19 protein-coding genes and 1 tRNA gene are annotated in these 17,708 nt (G+C 54.0%); 6 read left to right on the top strand and 14 right to left on the bottom strand.

Going from position 1 to position 17,708, the window contains the following annotated elements:
- Positions 1-92 precede the first annotated feature (92 nt).
- The 6 genes from A3L12_RS00960 to A3L12_RS00935 form a co-directional block, all read right to left on the bottom strand.
- Complete coding sequence (locus A3L12_RS00960) at positions 93-653, bottom strand: hypothetical protein (RefSeq protein ID WP_088881867.1); 561 nt, start codon at positions 651-653, stop codon at positions 93-95.
- A 599-nt stretch (positions 654-1,252) separates the two neighbouring features.
- Positions 1,253-2,281 (bottom strand): polyprenyl synthetase family protein, encoded by a 1,029-nt coding sequence (locus A3L12_RS00955; protein ID WP_088881866.1) that lies wholly within the window; start codon positions 2,279-2,281, stop codon positions 1,253-1,255.
- A 50-nt stretch (positions 2,282-2,331) separates the two neighbouring features.
- Positions 2,332-3,654 (bottom strand): RNase J family beta-CASP ribonuclease, encoded by a 1,323-nt coding sequence (locus A3L12_RS00950; RefSeq protein WP_088881865.1) that lies wholly within the window; start codon positions 3,652-3,654, stop codon positions 2,332-2,334.
- Positions 3,655-3,788: 134 nt separating this feature from the next.
- Positions 3,789-4,904, bottom strand: coding sequence for a type 2 isopentenyl-diphosphate Delta-isomerase (fni, locus tag A3L12_RS00945; protein ID WP_088881864.1), 1,116 nt, complete (start codon positions 4,902-4,904; stop codon positions 3,789-3,791).
- 89 nt (positions 4,905-4,993) lie between these two features.
- Entirely contained in the window at positions 4,994-5,296 is a 303-nt protein-coding gene (locus A3L12_RS00940) for a hypothetical protein (protein WP_088881863.1), read from the bottom strand.
- A 149-nt stretch (positions 5,297-5,445) separates the two neighbouring features.
- A complete protein-coding gene (locus tag A3L12_RS00935) occupies positions 5,446-6,225 on the bottom strand; it encodes an isopentenyl phosphate kinase (RefSeq protein ID WP_088881862.1) in 780 nt (259 codons plus the stop codon).
- Positions 6,226-6,340: 115 nt separating this feature from the next.
- Here A3L12_RS00935 and A3L12_RS00930 point away from each other — a divergent pair, with 115 nt between their 5' ends.
- Positions 6,341-7,618, top strand: a complete 1,278-nt coding sequence (locus A3L12_RS00930; protein WP_232462895.1) for an MBL fold metallo-hydrolase RNA specificity domain-containing protein — start codon at positions 6,341-6,343, stop codon at positions 7,616-7,618.
- Between the two features lie 22 nt (positions 7,619-7,640).
- Here A3L12_RS00930 and A3L12_RS00925 read toward each other — a convergent pair whose 3' ends face one another.
- Together A3L12_RS00925 and A3L12_RS00920 are read right to left on the bottom strand one after the other, a co-directional pair.
- Complete coding sequence (locus A3L12_RS00925) at positions 7,641-8,642, bottom strand: mevalonate kinase (protein WP_088881861.1); 1,002 nt, start codon at positions 8,640-8,642, stop codon at positions 7,641-7,643.
- Positions 8,643-8,903: 261 nt separating this feature from the next.
- Positions 8,904-9,788, bottom strand: a complete 885-nt coding sequence (locus A3L12_RS00920; RefSeq protein WP_088881860.1) for an MEMO1 family protein — start codon at positions 9,786-9,788, stop codon at positions 8,904-8,906.
- A gap of 146 nt (positions 9,789-9,934) precedes the next feature.
- On the opposite strand from A3L12_RS00920, the gene udp reads away from it, so the two are divergent.
- A complete protein-coding gene (gene udp / locus A3L12_RS00915; RefSeq protein WP_088881859.1) occupies positions 9,935-10,771 on the top strand; it encodes a uridine phosphorylase in 837 nt (278 codons plus the stop codon).
- A 44-nt stretch (positions 10,772-10,815) separates the two neighbouring features.
- On the opposite strand, the gene A3L12_RS00910 is transcribed toward udp, so the two are convergent.
- Positions 10,816-10,893: transfer RNA gene (locus A3L12_RS00910), tRNA-Arg, on the bottom strand.
- Between the two features lie 184 nt (positions 10,894-11,077).
- On the opposite strand from A3L12_RS00910, the gene A3L12_RS00905 reads away from it, so the two are divergent.
- The 3 genes from A3L12_RS00905 (at position 11,078) to A3L12_RS00895 (ending at position 14,092) form a co-directional block, all read left to right on the top strand.
- Positions 11,078-11,899, top strand: a complete 822-nt coding sequence (locus A3L12_RS00905; protein ID WP_088881858.1) for an ATPase — start codon at positions 11,078-11,080, stop codon at positions 11,897-11,899.
- Between the two features lie 88 nt (positions 11,900-11,987).
- Positions 11,988-13,589 (top strand): radical SAM protein, encoded by a 1,602-nt coding sequence (locus A3L12_RS00900; protein WP_088881857.1) that lies wholly within the window; start codon positions 11,988-11,990, stop codon positions 13,587-13,589.
- Between the two features lie 50 nt (positions 13,590-13,639).
- Positions 13,640-14,092 (top strand): Lrp/AsnC family transcriptional regulator, encoded by a 453-nt coding sequence (locus tag A3L12_RS00895; RefSeq protein WP_198300066.1) that lies wholly within the window; start codon positions 13,640-13,642, stop codon positions 14,090-14,092.
- Here A3L12_RS00895 and A3L12_RS00890 read toward each other — a convergent pair.
- From A3L12_RS00890 to A3L12_RS00870, 5 genes are read right to left on the bottom strand one after another with little or no spacing between them, the layout of a single operon-like run.
- The gene (locus A3L12_RS00890) at positions 14,078-14,404 is read right to left on the bottom strand and encodes a hypothetical protein (protein ID WP_088881856.1); all 327 of its coding nucleotides are present in this window, start codon (positions 14,402-14,404) and stop codon (positions 14,078-14,080) included. The two genes, A3L12_RS00895 and A3L12_RS00890, sit on opposite strands and share 15 nt — an antisense overlap.
- Before the next feature lie 5 nt (positions 14,405-14,409).
- A complete protein-coding gene (locus A3L12_RS00885) occupies positions 14,410-15,126 on the bottom strand; it encodes a phosphoribosyltransferase family protein (protein WP_088881855.1) in 717 nt (238 codons plus the stop codon).
- A 54-nt stretch (positions 15,127-15,180) separates the two neighbouring features.
- On the bottom strand, positions 15,181-15,678 hold the full coding sequence (locus A3L12_RS00880) for a YkgJ family cysteine cluster protein (protein WP_088881854.1): 498 nt from the start codon (positions 15,676-15,678) through the stop codon (positions 15,181-15,183).
- Positions 15,679-15,681: 3 nt separating this feature from the next.
- The gene (locus A3L12_RS00875) at positions 15,682-15,921 is read right to left on the bottom strand and encodes an Lrp/AsnC family transcriptional regulator (RefSeq protein ID WP_088881853.1); all 240 of its coding nucleotides are present in this window, start codon (positions 15,919-15,921) and stop codon (positions 15,682-15,684) included.
- Complete coding sequence (locus A3L12_RS00870; protein WP_088881852.1) at positions 15,918-17,264, bottom strand: signal recognition particle protein Srp54; 1,347 nt, start codon at positions 17,262-17,264, stop codon at positions 15,918-15,920. The genes A3L12_RS00875 and A3L12_RS00870 overlap by 4 nt, the downstream gene beginning before the upstream one ends.
- A gap of 149 nt (positions 17,265-17,413) precedes the next feature.
- On the opposite strand from A3L12_RS00870, the gene A3L12_RS00865 reads away from it, so the two are divergent.
- Entirely contained in the window at positions 17,414-17,623 is a 210-nt protein-coding gene (locus tag A3L12_RS00865) for a hypothetical protein (protein WP_088881851.1), read from the top strand.
- The last annotated feature ends 85 nt before the right edge of the window (positions 17,624-17,708 follow it).

Here is a 17,708-nt window from a genome sequence, read left to right as displayed (position 1 = left end):
TTTTCGTTTTTCTCTTCTTCACGGTGCGCATTTATCACGGGAAGGGAGGCAACATTCAGGACGAGAGGAAACAGAAGAGGAAACAGAAAAAGTTATCCCGACACGTGCTTCAGTAACAGCCCGCACTTTCTTTGAAGCCCGGCGTTGGCTCGAAGAAATTCTTCGCTGGGAAATCTGGAGTTCGCCCGCCACTCCGTGGCAGACTCGTAAATCAGGCTCAACCCCTCCCTGACCGCTGAAACGTTGGCAGTTCCGTTTAGAACCGCCTTCCTGGAAAGTTCCACGAACTCCGCGCACTGGTAGGTTCTTGTCATGTTAACCAGAGTTTCATTGGGAAGTTCATTGGGAAAGAGATACTCAACAGAATCCCAAAGATTCAATTCCAAGTGCTCGAAATCCCCGACCAGCTCCACCATCGAAAGATTAAAAGCCCCTGTGGAGTTGCGGTTTAGGGAGTTAAGCGCTTCCCGTGAATGGAACTGGATATCACAAACAGTGTCGGACGTCATCATGTAGATGCGGAACTCGTCCCCATCCCTCTGTCCCTCTATGAATTTTTGAGTGCCGTATTCGTCCACCCAGCAATATGCAGCAGCCCCGATAATAATCAACCCGATGATCACGTCGATTAGTACATCCACCCTGAGTTTCATGCGCCCCCCTCCATTTGTGAGTTATGACAAAACCCGGCGGGAGTGCAGGCAATCCTTCCACCCCCGGCCTTACCCCGGATTTTACACATATTGGACAACAAATATTTATAAAATTTTCTATTAGATATAGTAGTTAGACATACCTCCCCTACGTAGTTCTCCGTTAGCATTTGCCTCCATAGATCTGAAGCAACCGGGCATTATGATTATCGCCATTATACCCGGGGATGGAAACGGAGGCGGTTCAGCCTTCAACCTCTACCGCAACCCGGACGTTCAGAAGTATGTACACCAGCAGAACCGGAGCGAGGATAACGTAAACCCACTCCCTCTTCCGCAACTCACGGCGGTGTAGGGCGCAAGGACGATCTTTCCGAGCAGGGAAACCCCGAACTCGACCCTTCCCCCAAAGTGTCTCGCCACCAGTGCGTGGAGCCCCTCGTGAACGGCAACGATGAACACCAGACGGAACATCGAAGGGGGAGCTAAGGGTAAACTCAAGGTCAAGCGGACTCAGGGCAAGGGCGGATAGAATAAACAGAATGAAGGCCCCCACCCGTATTCCTTCAGGGTAAGGGAGTAAGGGAACTCCGGGTCCACTAATAATCCCTCTCGACGAGGAACTCCCCAAGGAGTTCAAGATCCCTTCTGGCCTCGCTCTCCGGGAGAACCTTCAGGGCCTCGTTGGCCTCCTTAACGAGGTTTCTGGCGTATTCAGCGGCGTAATCGATGCTTCCGTACTTTCTGAGGAGTTCTATCGCCCTTTCAACCTCCTCTCTAATGTCTTCGTGTATGAGCGCATCATCCTTGGCGTCGCCGGCGTACTTCCCGAAGACCTTCATTAACTCCGCTTTGTCCTCCTCGCTCGCCCTCTGGAAGAAGTGGCTCACTATGAGCGTCTTCTTGCCCTTCCTTATGTCGCTCCCAACGGGCTTGCCGAGTTTCTCCTCATCCGCCACGAGGTCGAGAACGTCGTCCCATATCTGGAAGGCTATTCCCACGTTTCTGCCCCATTTCGAGAGCGCCTGAACGTAGTCTTCCCTCTCGGTCCCCACGATCCCGCCTATGGTCGCGGAGCCATCGAAGAGCGCCCCCGTCTTGCCGCTTATCATCCTGAGGTATTCCTCGACCGTGACCTCGCTCCTCGTCTCGAACTCGATGTCCATCGCCTGCCCCTCGCAGAGCTCGTTGGATGTCCTAACGAGAACCTCCAGAATCCTCGCCTTCTTTCCGGGACCGACCTCCGCCCGGGCGACGGCCTCGAAGGCCTTGGAGAAGAGCAGGTCTCCCGCGAGGATGGCCATGTTGACGCCCCAGATCTTATGGACGGTCGGCCTTCCACGCCTCTTTTCATCCATGTCCATTATATCGTCGTGAACGAGGGAGTAGTTGTGGATGAACTCAACAGCGGCCGCCGGATAAAGGGCCTTCTCGGCATCGCCGCCGACGGCTTCGGCCGCCCTCAGCACTACAAACGGCCTTACCCTCTTTCCACCCGCCAGAGGGTAGTGTCTTGCCGCCGCGTAGAGCTCTCCGGGTTCCTTTTCAGGTATGAGCTCGAGTATCTTCATGTCAACTTCCCGGGCGGTCTCCTTGATCCTTGTGAACAGTTCATCGTACTTTCCCATTATATCACCCCTTCATGAAAGCGGTCAAAGGGAGGTTTATCAGTTTTGCCCTAACCTATCTCCACTCTGTAACCGTTCCTTGAGACAAACACATCCCTGCCTATTAAATAACCTTCCTCCTCGGCGAGTTCCGCGTAGTGGGTGAGCATCCTGAACTCCCCGTGGGCCGGAACGATGTTTTCTGGATTAAGCATCCTTATCAGGTAGCGGTGGTCCTCCCTGCTCGCGTGCCCCGAAACGTGGAGGTCCTTTATCATCCTCACGCCCTTCATTCTGAGCTTGGTTTCAAGGACGTAGCGCTGGGCTCTGTTGAGCGGATTGGGTATCGTTCCGGCGGAGAAAACCACCGTATCGCGCTTCCCTATGTCGTAGAGCTGACCCTCGGCCATTCTGGTCAATACGGCGCCCGGCTCTCCCTGATGGCCGGTTACCACAAGGAGGTAGTTTTCCCGGGCCTCGGAAACCTCCCGCAGGACCTTCCTGACCGCATTGGGGCTTCTAACCGCGCGGGCCCCTTTCATCTTTATCAACCCGAGTTGCTTGGCTATCCCGGTGTACTTGGCCAGGGAGCGACCCACGAAAACGGCCTGCCTCCCCATCTTATTGGCTATCCATATGAGTTCTTGAAGGCGGGGAATGTGGCTGGCGAAGGTCGTGGCTATCAGACCGTGCTCGTCCATGCCATCGTAGAGGAAGAAATCCTCAAGGAGCATCTGCGCAACAGCCTCGCTTGGCGTTTTCGTTGGCTCTGAAACCCTCGTAGATTCCGCTATGAGGACCTTCACTCCCTCTCTGCCGAGTTCCTTCAGGCGTTTGTAATCGGGCCTCTCGCCGAGAGGGTTGTTGTTGTCGAACTTGAAGTCCCCGGTGTGAACCACGGCACCTTCCGGCGTGTGAACCACCACCATCGACGCCTGTGGAATCGAATGCGTGATCCGGACGAACTCTATGGCAAGGTTCTCGCTCACCTGAACCATCTCGCCGTATTCCGTTTCGTACATGGGGTTCCTGACCTCGAAGTACTGCTCGCTCTTAACCTCCCCCTTCGCGAGCTTTATGGTGTAGGGAGTTCCGTATATCGGGACGTCCGGGTAGTGGGGCGCGAGCTTGGCAATCGCCCCTATGTGGTCGAGGTGGCCGTGGGTCAGGGCTATGGCGACAACCTTTTTATCCCTGATTGATGAATCGTCCGGAATAGCACCAAGTTTTTGGAGTTCCTTTGCAGAAAACTGCTGTATATTAACATCCTCATGGATTAAAACGCGGTCAAGCCGTATTCCCATATCGATTACAACGACCTCGCCGTTGTATTCCACCGCGGTCATGTTTTTACCCACTTCTTCATAACCGCCTATTGTGTGAACTTTTATCATTTCATTTCCTCCGTGAATTTGTGATGAGGCGGACTTCCGTCGGCCCCGGCCCTTTAAGTGATGAGGTGGAACCTCATCGGGTTACGCCATACTTGGTGGGAGGGTTTAAAAATGTGTGCATCGGAGGAGGGATTTCAACTCCTTCCGCCCTTTAAAAATCCCTGCAGGTCAATCCTCTGTTCCAGCCATTCCCTCGTGAAGCCCGTTACGACGAGGGGCACCCTTCTGAGCTCTTTCACGTTTCTTGCCCCGACGAGGAACATCACGTTTTTTATCTCCTCGATGTATCTCCGGAGGATTTTTATAACGCCATCAACGTCGCCCTTCACCGCCGGCTTGAGCAGGGGCAGAGCCACCCCCGCAAGGTTTGCCCCCATGGCGAGGGCCTTGGCCATGGTTATCCCATCTCTCATTCCGCCGGTGGCTATGATCGGGAGATCCGTGGAATATCTCACTTCGGCAACGCTTAAGGCGGTGGGTATCCCCCAGTCCCAGAACTTTAATGCCAGATTTCTGCCCATCTCGTCCCTTGCCCTGTAGTATTCAACACCGCTCCAGCTCGTTCCGCCAAGACCGCCGACGTCGATGGCGTCTATGCCTATGCTCTCGAGCCTTATCGCAACTTCCATGGAAACGCCCGCTCCGGTTTCCTTGGCTATTATCGGGTAGGGGAACTCGCTCTTAAGCTCTGCTAAAGCTCTCAGAACCCCCCGGTACTGGGTATCCCCCTCCGGCTGGACGCTCTCCTGAAGGGGGTTCATGTGAATGGCCAAGGCGTCAGCCTGAATGGTCTCGACGGCCTTTAGGGCTTCATCAATGCCATAGCGCTCCGGGATGGTCTCGGAGAACTGCGGGGCCCCGAGGTTGCCAACCAGAAAAACATCCGGGGCAACGTCTCTAACGTAGTAGCTTTCCCACGTTTCGGGCTTTCTTATCATGGCCCTCTGACTCCCGACGCCCATTGGTATGTTGAGCTCCTGAGCGGCTTTTGCCAGAGTCCTGTTTATCCTTCCGGCAAGCTGAGAGCCTTTAGTCCCCCCAGTCATTCCCGCGATCATGATGGGGTAATCGAAGCGCCTCCCAAGAAATTCAACGCTTAAGTCGATCTCATCCTTGTCTATCTCGGGCAGGCTCATGTGAACGAAGTGAACGTCCTCAAAACCGTTGCTCACGTGGGCCTGAACGTTTCTCTTGAGGCAGTGCTCTATGTGTTCGAACTTCCTTATGAGGGTGAGCTCCTCCCTGTCCATGATACCACCAGTGGAAAAAGGAGGGAAGGGTTAAGAGGTTTTTGGGTAGATCAATGAGTTATTAATCCCCTCGTGTCTCCCCATCAGGATTATCCGATGGTTAAGAGCACGTCCACGGACAGGTAGGACAGAAGGTAGGCAACAATTGCTATTCTGATCAGGGCCATCTTGATCCATGGAGTGGGCTTTCCGAGGAGCTTCATGACAGGAGCCAGGATGCCGCAGATTACCGCCGTGGAGAGAAGGGCGATAACGATTGGGACAAGGTGATACGGGAGCATCCTGTCAACCCCGGTGATGTCCACCACTACGCCAGAATAAAGCGCTATAAAAGGGGAGAAGAGGAGCAGGATAGCCGTAAGGACCAGAATCACCGCGGTGTTTTCCTCCATGGTCCTCACCCAACGTGTCATAATAATCAACCGACACCTATAACTCTTTCCATTTACTCTGGTAATAACCCTTCCCTTTTCATTTTTGATATAAATTCATTCCGGGTTAAGTTTTCCATTAATTCCAGAAAGCCCGGTGAATGAAAAAGCTATAGCCTGAGCCGCGTGCCGACTTTTTCTCCCCTTATCGCCTTGCTGAGGTTTCCCCTAACCCCTCCGTTTATGAAGTAAACCTCCGAATAGAGGGCTATCTTCAGGGCTTCTCTCAGTTTGTTCCCGATTCCTCCGGTAACGTCTATTCCAGCGGATTCCGGACTCTCGAGGAGGTGCTCAATCTCCCCGCCGCTGAGCTCCTCTATAAGCCTGGCATCCCTTTCCTTCGGGTTTTTGTCATAGATTCCGTCAACGTCCATCAAGAAGATCACTTTTTCCGGCCTGAACATCTTGGCCAGATAGCCGGCTATCTGGTCCCCGGAGAGGATATCTATTCCCCCCTCGAGGGCCACGGCACTGTCGCCGAAGAGAACCGGGATGAAACCCCTCTCGAGGAGCTTTCTAAGGACCTCAACATCGCCGTAGACGATCCCGCCTTCTTCAACGAGGAAGATCGATGAGGAGGAGACGGAATAAGCGGGCAGACCTTTTTTAAGGAAGGTCTCAACTATCAGGCCGTTTAGTTCGAGCATCGCCTGATGGGTCTTTGAGAAGCCTATCCTTTTTCTCTCTGGATCACCTGTAAGCCCTTCCCTGATACGGTATTCCTTTGCGTTTGGATGGCCGAAGCTTCCGCCCCCGTGGACGAGGATAAAGCTTTCATCCGGGTAAAACCCTCTGAGTTCTTCAGCTATGGCCTCCACAACCTCTCTGTTAAACGAATAGGGGACGTTCTTATCGCTTACAACGCTCCCGCCGAGTTTTATCAGTATCATCGTTAACACCGGATAAAAATGCAAACCGGGGTTTATAGGGGTTTTGAAGACCGATAGGTTTAAACCCCTTATTGTAAACTTAAAACAAAGGTGAACCCAATGCTCCTGACGATACATGATGGTGCCGATACCATCGGAGGAACGAAAATCCACCTGCAGGAAGGGAAAAACGGCCTCTTTCTGGACTTTTCCGATCGTCGGCTCACCGGCTACCCTCGCCATCCTGAAGGCCATAAACGACACCTCCAGAGGGGGCAACCATTTCGGGATCGAGCTTCCCTACTACAGGCTCAGAGTGCCTCAGGACGAAGGGGGTTTCGTGCTGGAATCGAGGAGAGGGGACTATCCATCGAGGCCGATCGTCCTGACCGAGGAGAACGAGAGCCTGCGTGAGTTCCTCTTCTACAGGCCCGGACAGGAATCGGGGAGGGTGAGGAAAATAGTCCCCTCAGAGGTGGAGACCCTCGAAGGGGTGGATTTGGCCTTTGAGATCCATCCCTTCCCGGTGGATCACTCCATATACGGGGCGCTGGCTTACGTGATCGAAGGCGACGTCAGTCTGGCCTACACGGGTGACTTCAGGCTTCACGGGAAAAAGGGAAAAGAAACCGAGGCGTTCATCAGGGCCGCCAGAAACTCGAGCGTGCTGATAACCGAGGGCACGAGGGTCGGAAGGGAGGAGCACGGGAACGTTTCTGAGGAGGAGGTTTACGAAAACGCCCTCCGGATTGTTGAAGAAAGCAGGGGCCTCGTTGTGGCGGACTTTTCGGCGAGGAACTTCGAGAGGCTCGAGAGCTTCAAAAGGATCGCGGAGAAAAGCGGAAGGGAGCTGGTGATTACTGCAAAGGACGCCTACTTCCTCCACGCCCTCCGGCTTGTTGACGGCGTTGAGAGGCTGAAGGGATTGAGGATATACGGTGATCTAAAGGCCAAACGCGACAAGTGGGAGACTGTTATCGTTCAGGGGAATTATTCGGATCAATACGTCTCACCGGCGGAGATCAGAAGCAACCCGCAAAATTACCTGCTGTGCTTCTCCTTCTACGACATGCCGAACCTTCTGGATGTGATGCCTGAGGGCGGAGATTACATTTACTCCTCGAGCGAGGCCTTCGGGGAGGAGCAGGAGTTCAGCTTCCTCAGGCTCTGGAACTGGCTCAGGTACTTCGGTTTTGAGGTTCACGGCTTTAGAGTGGACAGATACGGAAGGCCGAGGTTCGAGAAGGGCCTCCACGCCTCGGGACACTTATCAAGGGAAGAACTGAGGGAAGTGATAGAGGGGATAGACCCCGACTTCATAGTTCCGGTCCACACGGAGAAGAGGGAGTGGTTCAGGGAGAACTGGGGTGAAAGGGTACTCCTCCCGAAAAACGGTGAAGGTGTTGAGTTTTAAGGTGGAAACTCCCTCCGGGGGCTCAGGGTTTGACCTCCTCTATCCTCAACCCCTCCCTGCTGATTTTGGTTATCATCGGTACCCCGCCGGCTATCTTTATTGCCGTCGCCACCTCGCTCTGATTTTCCGGGGCCAAAGCGTACATACAGCCCCCTCCGCCTGCGCCCGTTATCTTGGCCCCAACCGCTCCTGCCGTCCTCGCCGCATAAACGAGCTCGCTCAGCTTCTTCGTCGAAACTCCGAGGGCATCGAGGAGGCCGTGGTTGATGTTCATGAGCCTTCCGAGTTCTTCAAAGCGGGCCCTTTCTTCCACCTCGGAGAGCAGTAACCCGCGGGCCTTTTCAACGATCCTCCCCATCGCGACGAGAAGGGGTTCCACCACTTCCGGCATCTCCTCGTAGGTTCTCCTCACCATGGCGACGAGCTCTTTGGTTGAGCCGCTCGAGCCCGTGTAGCCGACGACTATCGGGAGCTCCATGAAGGGAAGGCGTTCGAACTTCCTGTTTTCGTAGTGGATGAAGCCCCCAAGGGCGGATACGGTTGGGTCTATGCCGCTCGATGCCCCCTGAACGAGGAGTTCAACCTTATGCCCGAGCTTTCCTATTTCCTCGCGGGTAAGCTCAAGGCCAAAGAGCCTTGAAACGGCTCCAATGGTGGCAATAGCAACGGCTGCGGAGCTTCCGAGGCCTGCACCAACGGGAATCTGGGACGTTATCGAGACGGTTACGCCCTTCCTTTTATCCGCTTCCTCCCTGACGAGCTCGATCGCCTGCCGCACGTAGCTCAAAACCTCCGCCGCTTTCCCGTAATCGCTTTCGAAGTAGATCTCGTTCTCCGAAAAGGAAACCGTCAGGCCGGGTACCTTAATGTCCCTTGCCTCGATTTTAATCGCACCATTCTCGTTGAACCCGGCCCGGACGTACGTCCTGAGATCTATTGCGGCCGCTATTGCAGGCTTTCCGTAAACAACGCTGTGTTCCCCGAAGAGTATGACCTTGGCCGGTGCAGAAGCTAAGACCCTCATCTTTGACCCTCCCGGAGTTCATCAGAATCCTTCGGGATCCCCATGTCATCTAAAATTTTGACGGTTTTTGATTTTATGCTCCCCATTCCATCGCCTCAGGCTCAAACTATATCCCGGGAATAATTAAACTTAACCCCAGCGGGTGCCCTGTTATGTCCTCTTCCCCCCATACAGTACAGAGGGGAGGACCATCATTGCGGTTATTTTCACCCGGTTTTGAGGGAAGGGAAGCACAAAGGGGTGAACAAAAAGTCAGACCCTTCATGCCTTTCTCATGACGATGCTCGCGTACCCGACTATGGCATCTGTACTTCTGCTGATCTCGTAGCTCGTCGTGTAGTGGAGGAGCTCCGCCTCAACCGCTCCCTTTAATCTCGAAAACACTATTGCAGCTCCAACCCCCCCGGGCCCGCACATCGTGTGGTTCATCTCACGGAGCTCCCGGAAGGTTCCCTCCACGTCGAAGTCGAGGACCCGCCTTATAACCCTGAAGTCCCACTCCTTTATCCTGCCGGGTAAATCGTCCCCCCTCGCCCTGAAGGGCACGTAGCCGTACATCGGGCCGTAGTGCATCATGTCGGTGCTCGCTATCACCACAACGTCCCTGCCCAGCTCCTCGCTCGCCTCAAACACGGCCCTTCCGAGGTCCCGGGAAACCTCCTCGTCCTGAATTCCAAGGGTTATGGGAACTATTCTGATCTCCTTCCCCGATTTCTCCGCAAGGTACTGGATAAAGGGAAGCTGCACCTCTATCGAGTGCTCGTACCTGTGGGCCATCTCGTCGAGATCCGCCACTCCGGAGAGCCTCGCTATGGCCATGGACATCTCGGAGTCAACCTCAACGTCTCCAAGGGGAGTGCGCCACTTCCCGGAGGGATAGACCGCTATCGGCGAGCCCATGCCCGTGTGGTTCGGCCCGAAGATCACGAACGTCTCTGGAAGCCCGTCCTCGAAGATCGCCTTGTAGGTTCTCGATGCCGTGAAACCCGAAAAGACGTAACCCGCATGTGGCGCCACCCCGGCGGTTATCCTTCTCTCGCTTCCCTCCTCACCCAGATCCCTGAAGAACCTGTCCAGCATCTCCTTTAATTCCTCATCCGGGGGATAGAAGCTCCCGGCAACCGCAGGATACCTTACCCCTGCCATGATACCACCCCCTCATGCTTGGATTCAACCCTTAAATACCTTCAACCTCTCCCCTGAAATTCCCGGGGACAGCTGGAGCATGAGGCACCCAAGGTTTTTATGGTAGCATCCTGATATACCCCGTAAAGGGTAAAAGGGTGATCCCCATGGGAGAGAGGTTCGTTTCGGCCGAGAGGCCCCAGACCGAGGAGGGCTATCAGTACCACATAGCCTGCAAACCGGGGGACGTTTCGAGGTACGTCCTGTTGCCCGGCGATCCCGAGAGGGTTCCAAAGATAAGCTCCCTCTGGGACGAGAGGAAGGAGATAGCCTTCCACAGGGAGTACAGAACTCACACCGGGAGGTACAGGGGGGTTAGGATAAGCGCAACCTCAACCGGCATAGGAGGGCCTTCGACAGCCATAGCCGTTGAGGAGCTTGCCGCTATCGGCGCGGATACCTTCATAAGGGTGGGCTCGACGGGTGCCATACAGCCCGGGATAGAGATCGGTGACCTCATAATAGCCAGAGCCGCCGTCAGGCTTGAGGGAACCTCAAAGCAGTACGTCAGGGTGGAGTATCCGGCAGTTGCTGACCTTGAGGTTACCCTCGCCCTGATAGAGGCCGCCGAGACTATGGGGGTCAGGTACCACGTCGGCATAACGGCCTCCACCGACAGCTTCTACCTCGGTCAGGGAAGGCCGGGGTTAAACGGCTACTTCCCGAGCTTCGCAAGGAACATCGTGGACGATCTGAGGGTGGCCAACGTTACGAACTTCGAGATGGAGGCGGCCACCCTCTACACTCTGGCAGGTTTATACGGTCTGAGGGCAGGCTGCGTCTGTGCCGTCTTTGCCAACAGGATAACCGACGAGTTCGGAAAGGCGGGCGAGAAGGAAGCGGCTATGGTGGCCAGTGAGGCCGTTAGGATACTCGCCGAGTGGGACGGGGAGAAAGAGCGGGCCGGTAAGAAGGTCTGGTTCCCGGGACTCAGGGGGCTTTAAGCCCTTCACCTGTTTTTCAACGGATAGGTCAATAGAACGTTTTGTGGCGGACCGGCGGGGATTTGAACCCCGGACCTGCGGCTTAGGAGGCCGCCGCCCTGTCCTGGCTAGGCTACCGGTCCTCCGCCCGCTATCCTATCCCCGGCAGGGGTTTATAAGCTTTTTGCTGGTCTGGAAGCTCACCACACCTTAAAACTTAAAAGGTTCTCGGGCTTAAGGCATCGTTTGAAGTTTCCGGAGGACAGGACATGTAAAAATAAGGTAGTTATCGAGAAAAAATTAATAACGATCCCGGAGGTGGTTTAGATGCCTTCCGTCTTAATAGTTGGTGTCCTCCCTTATGACTCAGGTAAAACAACTTTGGCAACTTCTCTAATTGAAGATGCAGTGGAGAGAGGGATTGATATTGGAGTTTCTAAGCCCGTGAGTGCCTTTAATGGTTGGTATCAATACGAGTATCTATCCAAGAGCGTTGAGGCCGGCCTTCTAATGGGCGAGGATGCCTATAGACTCCATGAATCGGCGAAAAGCTCTGAATCAATAGAAATTGAAAGCCCAGTGACCGTTCTTCTTTTTCCTCCAGATCCGGAAAAAGTTGGCTGGAGGAGCAGCAGTTACATAGCGCTCACATACCAAAGCCAGGTGACGATGATCAGAGTAACGAGTACCACTGAAACTAAGCAGTATTATGTTCCCGAAAACTTAAGGAGACTGACAAGACCGCTCAAGGAAGAGGTCAAAAAACTTGTCTCTGTGGTAAATCCAGAACCGCTAAATACCAGTGAAATAGATGAACTTCTAATAACGTCCCGTGAAAAGGCCGATGAATGCCTGAACTACATCAAGAGGAATCACGAGCTCACGATAGTGGAGTCCTATAACAACTTCGCGGCCCCGACTAAAAAGTCCGTTGATTCTGACTTGGTCCTTGCAGTTGCTCCAAGCAAGGTGGCGATCTTTAAAGGGGAAGACTACAGAAGGGCGCTGGAAGTTGTCTCGAGTATAAAAGAGCCATGGAGGGTGGTTACAGAAGATTTGCTACCCCTTCTGCACCCGGTGGAGGTCGTGGAATTCGGGCCCGGAAAAATCGAGGGCCTTTTTGAGAGGGTTCTTCAGGTTTTGGATTAGGGAGCATTGAACTTAGAGCAGGGTTTCGATAGATTTAAATATGCAAGTCTTCTTTCATAGGTATGAAGATAATTACGGGGATGATACCATGGCGAGGATCGTGTTGAGCACAGATGAAACGCTGACGAGCACCTATCACAACGTTCCCCTCTTGGACTTCCTCGGCTGTGCTCCTGTGGAGAAGATGCCCGGGTGGGTCTATCACATCCTTGACTCCCAGCTTCCGGACGAAAACGGAATCCTGAGTGAAGCTCCCTACGGACTGAGAAAGGTGGAGGCGGCTTTACTCACCCAGGGGTTCGGGAGGGATGAGGTGGTCGTTGCCCATCCAAGAGCGATAGAGCAATTCATAGATGATAAGACAACCATCGTAGCGCTTTATGAGATGGATCCAATGGGACTCGGGCCGGTGAGCATGATGTTCACAAACGGCGGCAGGTGGACAAACTACACGAAGCTAAAGTTCCTTCAGCTGGTGCGGAGGATAAACTCGATCAGGGATAGAAAAGGCTACAATTTTAAGCTCGTCGTCGGTGGCCCGGGGGCCTGGCAGATTGACTTCAAAGGAAGGGAAGGGCTGAAGATTGACCATGTGGTGATCGGCGAGGTCGATCACGTTGCCGGAGATATCTTCAGGGAGATAGAGAGCGGAAGTGCGGACAGAACCATTCAGGTTAAGGGCTGGCCAAGGGTGGATGAGATCCCCACCATAGTCGCCCCATCTTACAAGGGTCTCGTTGAGGTGATGAGAGGATGTGGACGGGGCTGCAGGTTCTGTGAGCCCAACCTAAGGGTTGCCCGTTATATTCCCTTGGAAAAAATCGAAGAGGAGATAAGGCTGAACACGAAAGCGGGCATAGATCATGCATGGCTCCACAGCGAGGACATCTTCCTGTATAAAGTTGAAGATAAGCGGAACTTCTATCCAAATGCGGAAGCCGTTATTGAGCTCTTTGAGATGGCGAGGAGGTATACGAGGAACGTGAACCCGACCCACGGAGCTGTTGCCGGGGCACTGGCGAACCCCGGGATGGTGGAGACGATATCAAGAATAGTGGGGGCAAACGAGAGGCATTGGATCGGAATACAGGTGGGGTTTGAAACGGCTTCGCCGAGGTTAATCGGGCTTTACATGAACAACAAAATGAAGCCTTTCTCACCAGAGGAGTGGCCCTGGGTCCTGCTGAACGGAACTTACGTACTCAACAGGAACTACTGGTTCCCGGCTTATACCACCATACTGGGGCTCCCGGGGGAGGATGAGGAGGACGAGATAATGACGGCCCGGCTCATACTGACGATGGAGAGGGAACTGGAGGAAAAGCTCGGCAACAGGGCCCACTTTTCGGTAACTCCACTGGCGTTCGTTCCAATGGGAATGCTGAAAGGCAGGGACTTCTTCGACGTCGAGGGGATGATGACGGAGGGAAGGTTCCTGCACCTCTATTACGCGTGGAGGCACCTCTACAAAGAGGTGACGAACGGTCTGCCGATGGTCATGAGGGGGAATCCATTCTTAATTCCATTCTATCCGTTAGCAAGGCTTGGGGCAAGGCTCGTTGTTAGGTACCTGAGAAAATGGGGCATCAAACACGGATTTAACCCCGATAAAAGGCTCGAACCTCTGGATATCAGGATAGAAAAGGAGGAACAGGGATGGTACCCGGCTTCACCCGTGGAGGCTTATTAACCCCCGGAGGGTATTTAAAGGAGACTTCTAAACCAACAGCGGTGGCCGGAATGGTGGACGAGCTGGACGTTAGGATACTCTCCCTCCTTCAGGAGAACGCCCGACTGTCCTACCGCGAGATAGCGCGCGAGCTCGATGTGGCGGTGGGGACCGTGTACAACCGGATCAGGAGGATGGAAGAGGAGGGAATACTCAGGGGCTTCGCGCCGGTTCTCGACTACGAGAAGCTTGGCTTTGGACTCACCGCGGTGATAGGAATCAAGGCGCAGGGAAGGAAGATAACCGAAATAGAGCGTGAGATAGCCCGGAACGACAGGGCCGTTGTGGTTTACGACATCACGGGGGAGTTCGACATCCTCGTGGTGGCGAAGTTCAGGGACAGGGCCGACATGAACCGTTTCGTTAAGTGGCTCCTCTCCCTCGAGGGGGTCGAGAAGACCAACACGAGCGTGGCCATGCAGGTGGTCAAGGAGGACTGGAGGCTTAAACTAACGGAGGACTAAGACCTCGCTCATGAATCGTTCGGCGAAGTCGTCGAGGCTCTCGACCGGGAGGAGAGCAGGCTTTCCGTTGACCTTTCCCTCGAACACCAGCCTTCTCGCGGTTATCTCCCGTATCCTTTTGAAACCCGGGTTACTGCTTACGGTTTTCTCGAGGACCTCGTTGAACTCCTCCTCGCTCGCGGGCCTCACGATCCCTTCTATGACAATCCTCTTACCACACTCCCCCTCTTTGCAGGTGAATTTAAAGGGAACCCCCACCTCGACCTCGACCGGCAGGCTCAGGCCGTCTGCGTTGTATATCAGCACCTTCATCCTGCTCACTCCAGAGTTATGAGACTCTCTACCGGAACGCTGTACTCCTTCTTGAGGCGGTCGATTACATCGCCGACGCTTATCAGGAAGAACATGCCCGCGGGTTTCGCCCCGGCCCTTTTGCATATCTCAATCAGGGCCTTCTGGGTCTCACCGCTCCTTATGACGTCATCCACTATGAGAACGTTCTCCCCCTTTCTGAGGGCCCACTGCGGGAGGTAGAGCGTTGTAACGCTTCCCGAGGCGCTTGGAACGTAGCTGACCTCGTAGAACTTCTCCACCCCTACTTCCTTCTTCTTCTTGGCGTAGACAATATCAACGCCGAGTTCTCTGGCAATGTGGACGCCGAGGGCTATTCCGTCGGTGGCAGCGGTCAGGACCTTATCCACGCCCCTATCGAGGTAATCGCTCGCCACCTTCTCGGCTATGAGGCCCATGAGGGTCGTGTCGCCCAGCACGGGCATGTTGTCGAAGAAGCCGTGCTCATCGAACTTTATCCTCTTTCTGACCTCCTCCTCGATTTTGATGTAGGGCGTGAGCAGCTCAAGGAGTTTCCGCGTCCTCTCGGCACTCGGAAGAACCTTCCCCCTTACGTACCTGTTGAGCACCGTTATCGGAAGGCCTGTCATTCTCGACAGCTCTTCGTAGGTGTAGGTCTTTTTGAGGAGTCTGAGCACCCTGATCAGCTTGAGCTTCTCCTGAACCGACTTTAGCTGGCTCATCCTCTCACCTCCGGTGGCGTGGGATTAACAAAAAAATGTTTAAATATGTTTCGGTTACCCGCGATCCTTTACAGCCTTCCTACGGTAGGTCTCTATAACGTCCCGGTAATCGCGAAGGAGTATCCTGTCGATGCTCTCTCCCTCCGGATGGTCTATACCGGGGCAGAAGGAGTCCCTCTTAACGTACACTTCCATGAGATTCCCCTTCTTAACGAAGATGAAAGGGTACAGCCTGCACGCGAGGGGCCTTTTCTCGTATATCCGGCACTTCATCGTTTCGGGGTCGAGGAAAACGCAGCCTCCGTCGAAGGGACGCTTTTTCAGGGCATAACTCAGGAACCTGTCGCCCCTGTAGAACATCTTTTCGTAATCAACGAACTCCCATGCGCTGTACCCGAGGGCCTCTATCTCCTCTATGTCCTCGTCCCTCAGGGGTACCTCAAGATCCCGGCAGCACTTTCCGCAGTTCTCAACGCACTTAAATTTAAAGGAGGGGTCGTAATCGATCTCGAGGGTGTCGAGGTTAATCCTCGCCACCCATCTCTTTTCCAAAGCCTACCCCCCGTAAGGGCTGGCTATCAGGGTTTCCGTCATTTCTATGTCCCTAACCTTCCTGAGCACCTCGTCGTGGAACAGGTCCAGCTCCCGGATGTCCTTAACCTCCGCCTTTAGGATGATGTCGTACTCTCCGTAGACGCGGTAGATCTCCTTCACCCTTCTGTCGTTCTTCAGGGCGTTGTAAACCTTCTCCTCCGTTCCCGGCCTTACGACGACCAGCACCAGAACGGTTATCATATCCCCAGCCCCCCGAAGTTGAACTTCTTCATCATCTTGGAAAGCTTTCTTTTGTCGAGGCTCTTAAAGGTTCTCTTCATCTGGTTGTACTGCTGGAGAAGTTCCCTGACCTCGCGGGTGCTGGTTCCTGAACCCCTTGCGATTCGCTTTATCCTTGAATAGTTGATTACTTCGGGGTTCTCGAGCTCTTCCTCGGTCATTGAGTCCATTATCACCCTGTACCTTTTCAGCTTCTCCTCGCCGACTTTGACGGCATCCTCGGGAAGGGAGTAACCCAGACCGGGGATCATCTGGAGAACCTGCTTCAGCGGTCCCATCTTTTGCATGGCCTCGAGCTGGGCGTACATGTCCTTCAGGTTGAACCTGCCCTTCAGGAATTTATCGATGTCCTCCTCCTTGAGTTCCTGTCCCTTCTGGAGTTCCTCGAGCTTTTGAAGCAGTCCCTCTATGTCCCCCATTCCGAGGAGCCGGGAGACGAAGCGTTTGGGATCGAAGGGCTCTATGTCGTCTATCCTCTCACCAACGCCTATGAACTTTATTGGAGCTCCGGTGGCAGCGACGGCTGAAAGGGCCCCACCACCCTTGGCGGAACCATCGAGCTTCGTGACGATGATGGATCCTATTGGGGTGGCCTCTTTAAACGCCAGCGCCTGATTGTAGGCCTGCTGGCCGATCGTTCCATCGATAACGAGGATTACCTCGTGCGGTTTTATGGCCTCGCTTATCATTCTCATCTCTTCAATGAGGCCCCTCTCCTCCCTGTGCCTTCCGGCGGAGTCCACTATTATGACGTCCACACCTCTGGCTTTGAAGTGCTCGACGCCCTCACGGGCGAGCTTCACGGCATCTTTCTCCTCGGGGTCGCCGAAGACCTCTATTCCGAAGGGCTCGACGAGCTGTTTTAGCTGGAAGTAAGCGCCGGGACGCCACGTATCCGAGCACACTACTCCAACTTTGTAACCCCTCTTCTGGAGATGCCTTGCCAGTTTGGCCACGCTCGTGGTCTTGCCCGATCCCTGAATGCCAACCGTCAGCAGGATCGTGGGTTTTGCCTTCACCTCGAGTGGCCTTGCTTCATTTCCAAGGAACTTCGTGAGCTCCTCATAAACTATCTGGATGATATGCTCCTTCTTCGATGCTCCCGCCGGGGGTTTCTCCTCAAGTGCCCTCCTCTCTATGGTCTTCGTCAGCTGGAGGACCAGTCTCACGTTAACGTCCGCCTGAATGAGGGCCCTCTGGATGTCCCTTATGACTTCCTTAACCACGGCCTCATCGGCGGCGCCCGAACGGGCGAGCTTTCTGAGGGCGTTGTTGAGAGCCTTTCCGAGTTTTTCCAGCGCCATCTCCCACACCGGGTATAGGTCTCCTCGAAGTTTATAAACGGTTGGGTTCCTTCTTCCTTTTTAATTCGCCGATCGTCGATATTATGTTTAACGAATGTCTATAGAAAGGTTTTTATACTTTTGAGTAGTACATACTAACGGTGATATCAATGCCAACCGTTATTAGACGGAACTCAAAAAGGTTTTTGGAGGAACTCCGCGCCCATTACGGCGATGTCTGGCGTATACCCTCCAGTAAATACCTGTCCAGACCGGATTTCGTTGTTATCGACCCCAAGAGTGGCAAAAAGACCCGGGTAAGTTTCGTCTCGCTCGACGACGGAGAGGTCGTTGGAGTGGTCTACGACGAGCTCAGCTGAACTTTCGTTTTTTGACTAACCTCTTGTCTTCTCACCGGGTTTTTGGAAAATGATTAAATAGTATCTGCCCAAACCTTTTCGGGTG

The organism is Thermococcus sp. P6, assembly GCF_002214525.1.
GTDB lineage: Archaea > Methanobacteriota_B > Thermococci > Thermococcales > Thermococcaceae > Thermococcus.
Note: the sequence above shows the minus strand (reverse complement) of the source record. Positions and strands in the feature narration are given on the sequence as shown.

Excerpts from the sequence above, each read along its gene's own strand:
- A3L12_RS00875 (WP_088881853.1), bottom strand. The coding sequence starts at position 15,921 with ATGATAACCGTTCTGGTGCTGGTCGTCGTAAGGCCGGGAACGGAGGAG.
- A3L12_RS00950 (WP_088881865.1), bottom strand. The coding sequence starts at position 3,654 with ATGATAAAAGTTCACACAATAGGCGGTTATGAAGAAGTGGGTAAAAAC.
- A3L12_RS00920 (WP_088881860.1), bottom strand. The coding sequence starts at position 9,788 with ATGGCAGGGGTAAGGTATCCTGCGGTTGCCGGGAGCTTCTATCCCCCG.
- A3L12_RS00870 (WP_088881852.1), bottom strand. The coding sequence starts at position 17,264 with ATGGCGCTGGAAAAACTCGGAAAGGCTCTCAACAACGCCCTCAGAAAG.
- A3L12_RS00930 (WP_232462895.1), top strand. The coding sequence starts at position 6,341 with ATGATGGTGCCGATACCATCGGAGGAACGAAAATCCACCTGCAGGAAG.
- A3L12_RS00940 (WP_088881863.1), bottom strand. The coding sequence starts at position 5,296 with ATGGAGGAAAACACCGCGGTGATTCTGGTCCTTACGGCTATCCTGCTC.
- A3L12_RS00865 (WP_088881851.1), top strand. The coding sequence starts at position 17,414 with ATGCCAACCGTTATTAGACGGAACTCAAAAAGGTTTTTGGAGGAACTC.
- A3L12_RS00905 (WP_088881858.1), top strand. The coding sequence starts at position 11,078 with ATGCCTTCCGTCTTAATAGTTGGTGTCCTCCCTTATGACTCAGGTAAA.
- A3L12_RS00960 (WP_088881867.1), bottom strand. The coding sequence starts at position 653 with ATGAAACTCAGGGTGGATGTACTAATCGACGTGATCATCGGGTTGATT.
- A3L12_RS00890 (WP_088881856.1), bottom strand. The coding sequence starts at position 14,404 with ATGAAGGTGCTGATATACAACGCAGACGGCCTGAGCCTGCCGGTCGAG.
- A3L12_RS00900 (WP_088881857.1), top strand. The coding sequence starts at position 11,988 with ATGGCGAGGATCGTGTTGAGCACAGATGAAACGCTGACGAGCACCTAT.
- A3L12_RS00935 (WP_088881862.1), bottom strand. The coding sequence starts at position 6,225 with ATGATACTGATAAAACTCGGCGGGAGCGTTGTAAGCGATAAGAACGTC.
- A3L12_RS00955 (WP_088881866.1), bottom strand. The coding sequence starts at position 2,281 with ATGGGAAAGTACGATGAACTGTTCACAAGGATCAAGGAGACCGCCCGG.
- udp (WP_088881859.1), top strand. The coding sequence starts at position 9,935 with ATGGGAGAGAGGTTCGTTTCGGCCGAGAGGCCCCAGACCGAGGAGGGC.
- A3L12_RS00895 (WP_198300066.1), top strand. The coding sequence starts at position 13,640 with ATGGTGGACGAGCTGGACGTTAGGATACTCTCCCTCCTTCAGGAGAAC.
- A3L12_RS00925 (WP_088881861.1), bottom strand. The coding sequence starts at position 8,642 with ATGAGGGTCTTAGCTTCTGCACCGGCCAAGGTCATACTCTTCGGGGAA.
- fni (WP_088881864.1), bottom strand. The coding sequence starts at position 4,904 with ATGGACAGGGAGGAGCTCACCCTCATAAGGAAGTTCGAACACATAGAG.
- A3L12_RS00885 (WP_088881855.1), bottom strand. The coding sequence starts at position 15,126 with ATGAGCCAGCTAAAGTCGGTTCAGGAGAAGCTCAAGCTGATCAGGGTG.